The organism is Acidithiobacillus sp. TH-A35 (assembly GCF_057473505.1).
In genome coordinates, this window is sequence record NZ_JBYCKR010000256.1 from 1 (window position 1) to 3,433 (window position 3,433).

Consider the following 3,433-nt stretch of genomic DNA (forward strand, 5'->3'; position numbering starts at 1 on the left):
ACTGAGCACCGCCTGTAAAGCGGCCTCGGTGGTATCCTCACCAAAGGCCACTGCGGATGCCGCATGGCCATGGTCCACACTGACCCGGGCGCAAGCCATGGCCTGGGCGCCGGTACCGGTGCCGAGGGCATGCTGGTCGAACTGCTCCACCTCGGCACGAACGCCCCAACTCTGGATCAGGGCATCGACCAAGGCACCTACGGCACCGCTCCCCTTGCCCTGCAAAATATGCGGCTGTGCCTCCGAGCCAACCACCACGGTCGCTGCGACCTGCTCCCCTTCCCGGCTGAGACGATAGCGGCGCATGTGCCAGTCTTCCGCGGGATGGCAGTAATGGCTCTCGAACAGGGCGAAAATCTGCGCTGAGGTGACTTCACCGGTCTCCTGCTCGGAAGCCGCCTGCACTACGGCGCTGAAGTCCTGCGCCAACCAGCGCGGCAAGGAAATACCGTGGTCGCGCTCCAGCACATGGGCGACACCGCCCTTCCCGGACTGGCTGTTGATGCGCACCACCTCCTCGTACTTGCGCCCCAAATCGGCGGGATCGACGGGCAGATAAGGCACCTCCCAGACAGCATCTTCCCGTCCCCGCCGATGGTGCATGCCCTTGCGAATGGCGTCCTGATGACTGCCGGAAAACGCCGTGTAGACCAGTTCGCCAAACCAGGGATGGCGCGGCGGCACGACCATACCCGTACACGCGGTATAGATCTCCGCGATTTCCGTGCCTATGGACATATCCAGTTGCGGATCAATGCCCTGAGAGTAAAGATTCATGGCCATGGTGAGAATATCCATGTTGCCGGTGCGCTCGCCGTTGCCGAAGAGGGTGCCCTCCACCCGGTCAGCACCGGCCAACACCGCAAGTTCCGCCGCCGCCACCGCGCAGCCGCGGTCATTGTGGTTGTGAACACTGATTTTCACGTGCTCCCGCCCGCGCAAGTGGTCGCAGAACCATTCAATCTGGTCCGCGAAGACGTTGGGTATGGACGACTCGACGGTGGCGGGCAGGTTGAGGATCACCGCCTGCCCCTGATCAGGCCGCCAGACCCCATTGACCGCCTCGCAGACATCCACCGCATAATCCGGCTCGGTGGCACTGAAGCTCTCCGGCGAATACTGAAAGACCCATTCCGTCTCTGGATAGCGTGCGGCCCCGGCCTTCACCCACTCCGCGCCATGCACGGCAATGGCTTGGATGCCCTCCCGATCCAGGCCAAACACCTGCTCGCGCTGGGCCGGGTTGGTAGAGTTGTAGACATGGACAATCGCCCGCCGCACCCCTTTCAACGCCTCGAAAGTGCGGTCAATCAGGGCTTCTCGCGCCTGGGTGAGCACCTGGATGGTCACCTGCCCAGGGATACGGTCTTCTTCAATGATGCGCCGCACAAAGTCAAAGTCGGGCTGGGAGGCGGCGGGAAAACCCACCTCGATCTCCCGAAAGCCCATACGCACCAACAAATCGAACATTTGGAGCTTTTGCTCGACGCGCATGGGGGAGACCAGTGCCTGATTGCCATCGCGCAGATCGACGCTGGTCCAGACCGGCGCGTGGTGCATACGGCGGTTGGGCCAGCGCCGGTCCGGTTTGTGGACGGGCGCGAAGGCGCGGTAACGGCGGTGGCTGAAAGTCCCCATGATCCAATCTCCTGCGGCAAGTGACGATGGACGCAGTATAAGGAAGAAGTCGCAGCAGGTGCTTGCGAATTGGGGCCATAAAAGCGACTATGTCGCATGATTATTGCGCACTAACACCCATTAACGGAGTAATATTGTGCTATGAAGTCGAAAGCCCCTACCAGCGAATTAGATCGCTACGACCGCCGCATTCTGGAGGAGCTACAGCGCGACGGCGGACTCAGCAATCAGCGTCTCGCCGAGCGCATCGGTTTGTCCCCCTCCCCCTGCCTGCGCCGGGTGCAGGCGCTGGAAGAAGCCGGGATCATCCGCAAGCGCGTGGCCCTGCTGGATCCGCAGCGTCTGGGCCTAGCGCTGATGGTGCTGATGCACATCAGCATGGACCGCCATACCCCCGAGCGCTTTGAGCATTTTGAGGCAGAAATTAGCCACTCGCCGGAGGTACTGGAGTGCTACCTCATCACCGGCCATGACGCGGATTACCAGATCAAGGTCGCCGTGCGCGATATGGCGCATTTTCAGGATTTTCTGCTCAATCGCCTGACACGCATCGAGGGGGTGACCGGCGTGCATTCCAGCTTTGTGCTGCGCAGGGTGGTGGATACGACGGAGTTGCCGGTGTATTGATCACCGCTACAGGCCCCAGTCCCGCCAGTCGCGCCAGACCATGGGATTCTGTTAGTACTGCGATATGCTTTGCAAATATCGTGGAGCGGACGTTCAAATCATTCACAGAAAGTTTCAGGCTGACGTGGCGACGCGAACCAACCATTTTCGAAGTGCCGATTCCTCTTCTCGGGAAAGCCCGTCGACCAGATGGCGCTCAATACCATGCACCCGCTCACGGCAGGTCGTCAATAGCGACTTGCCCGTCTCGCTGAGATCAATCTGCTGGATACGACCATGGTGATGATGCGGCTGGCGCACGATGGCCCCGGCGCGTTCCAGGTTGGCGACAATGGTGCTGACCGTTTGCGGGGTGAGGAGAGTCAGGCGTGCGAGATCGGCATTGGAAATGCCGGGATAGGCGGCCAGCATGGTGAGCACGGAAAATTGTGGAGGCGTTACACGCAGGTCGGCGAGCGCCCGTTCCACCCTGTGCCGGTACGCCCCCGCAGCCTGCCGCAGCAGGTAGCCCAGATAACCATTTTCCCCGCGTTTGCCCTCTCCCACTTGAGGGACGAGGGGTTTTGGCGCTGCGTCGTCCATATTGTAAGCACTATGATATATTGTTAGAGTCCTGATACTACCTGAACCGCCTCATAAGGAACAAGCCATGTCCACAGAGCATGCCCGTATTGCCTACCTCTCCTTCACCAAGACCGCGCCCGAAGTGTACGCCGCACTCCTGGCGATGGGGAAAGCGGTCGATGATTCCGGCCTCGAAAAAAACCTGACGGAACTTATCAAGGTGCGGGTATCGCAAATCAACGGCTGTGCGTTCTGTATTCAGTACCACCTGAACGTCGCCCGCCAAATCGGTGTGGAAGCGGTCAAGCTGGATCTGGTCGCGGGCTGGAGGGATGCCGGTATTTTTTCTGCACGGGAGCAGGCCGCTTTGGCGTGGGCGGAATGTCTGACGGCGCTCACGACCCAGGGGGCGCCCGACGCCGTCTATGAGACACTGCAGTCTCAGTTCACGGAAACAGAAGTGACGTTCCTGACGGTGGCCATCGGTGCCATCAATCACTGGAATCGACTGGGTGTTGGTCTGCGATTTTCGCCGCCGCCCCCTCGCACGGGGAGTCACATATGATTCCAGCGGAGAACGGCCCGGGGAACAGCGGGGTTGTCT

Annotated in this window: 4 protein-coding genes; 2 read left to right on the forward strand and 2 right to left on the reverse strand. The window is 60.7% G+C overall.

What is annotated here, in order from left to right:
- Positions 1-1,638 (reverse strand): 2-isopropylmalate synthase (locus AC2VNK_RS08540; RefSeq protein WP_486883461.1); only part of this gene is annotated, 1,638 nt, incomplete at its 3' end.
- A 141-nt stretch (positions 1,639-1,779) separates the two neighbouring features.
- On the opposite strand from AC2VNK_RS08540, the gene AC2VNK_RS08545 reads away from it, so the two are divergent.
- Entirely contained in the window at positions 1,780-2,265 is a 486-nt protein-coding gene (locus AC2VNK_RS08545; protein ID WP_486883462.1) for an Lrp/AsnC family transcriptional regulator, read from the forward strand.
- A 114-nt stretch (positions 2,266-2,379) separates the two neighbouring features.
- Here AC2VNK_RS08545 and AC2VNK_RS08550 read toward each other — a convergent pair whose 3' ends face one another.
- Positions 2,380-2,847: a MarR family winged helix-turn-helix transcriptional regulator gene (locus tag AC2VNK_RS08550; RefSeq protein WP_486883463.1), complete on the reverse strand. Its 468-nt coding sequence runs from the start codon at positions 2,845-2,847 to the stop codon at positions 2,380-2,382.
- 67 nt (positions 2,848-2,914) lie between these two features.
- Here AC2VNK_RS08550 and AC2VNK_RS08555 point away from each other — a divergent pair, with 67 nt between their 5' ends.
- Positions 2,915-3,394 (forward strand): carboxymuconolactone decarboxylase family protein, encoded by a 480-nt coding sequence (locus AC2VNK_RS08555; protein ID WP_486883464.1) that lies wholly within the window; start codon positions 2,915-2,917, stop codon positions 3,392-3,394.
- Positions 3,395-3,433: the final 39 nt, after the last annotated feature.

What these genes read in the sequence shown, in the direction of transcription:
- AC2VNK_RS08545 (WP_486883462.1), top strand. Translation starts at nt 1,780, where the DNA reads ATGAAGTCGAAAGCCCCTACCAGCGAATTAGATCGCTACGACCGCCGC.
- AC2VNK_RS08550 (WP_486883463.1), bottom strand. Translation starts at nt 2,847, where the DNA reads ATGGACGACGCAGCGCCAAAACCCCTCGTCCCTCAAGTGGGAGAGGGC.
- AC2VNK_RS08555 (WP_486883464.1), top strand. Translation starts at nt 2,915, where the DNA reads ATGTCCACAGAGCATGCCCGTATTGCCTACCTCTCCTTCACCAAGACC.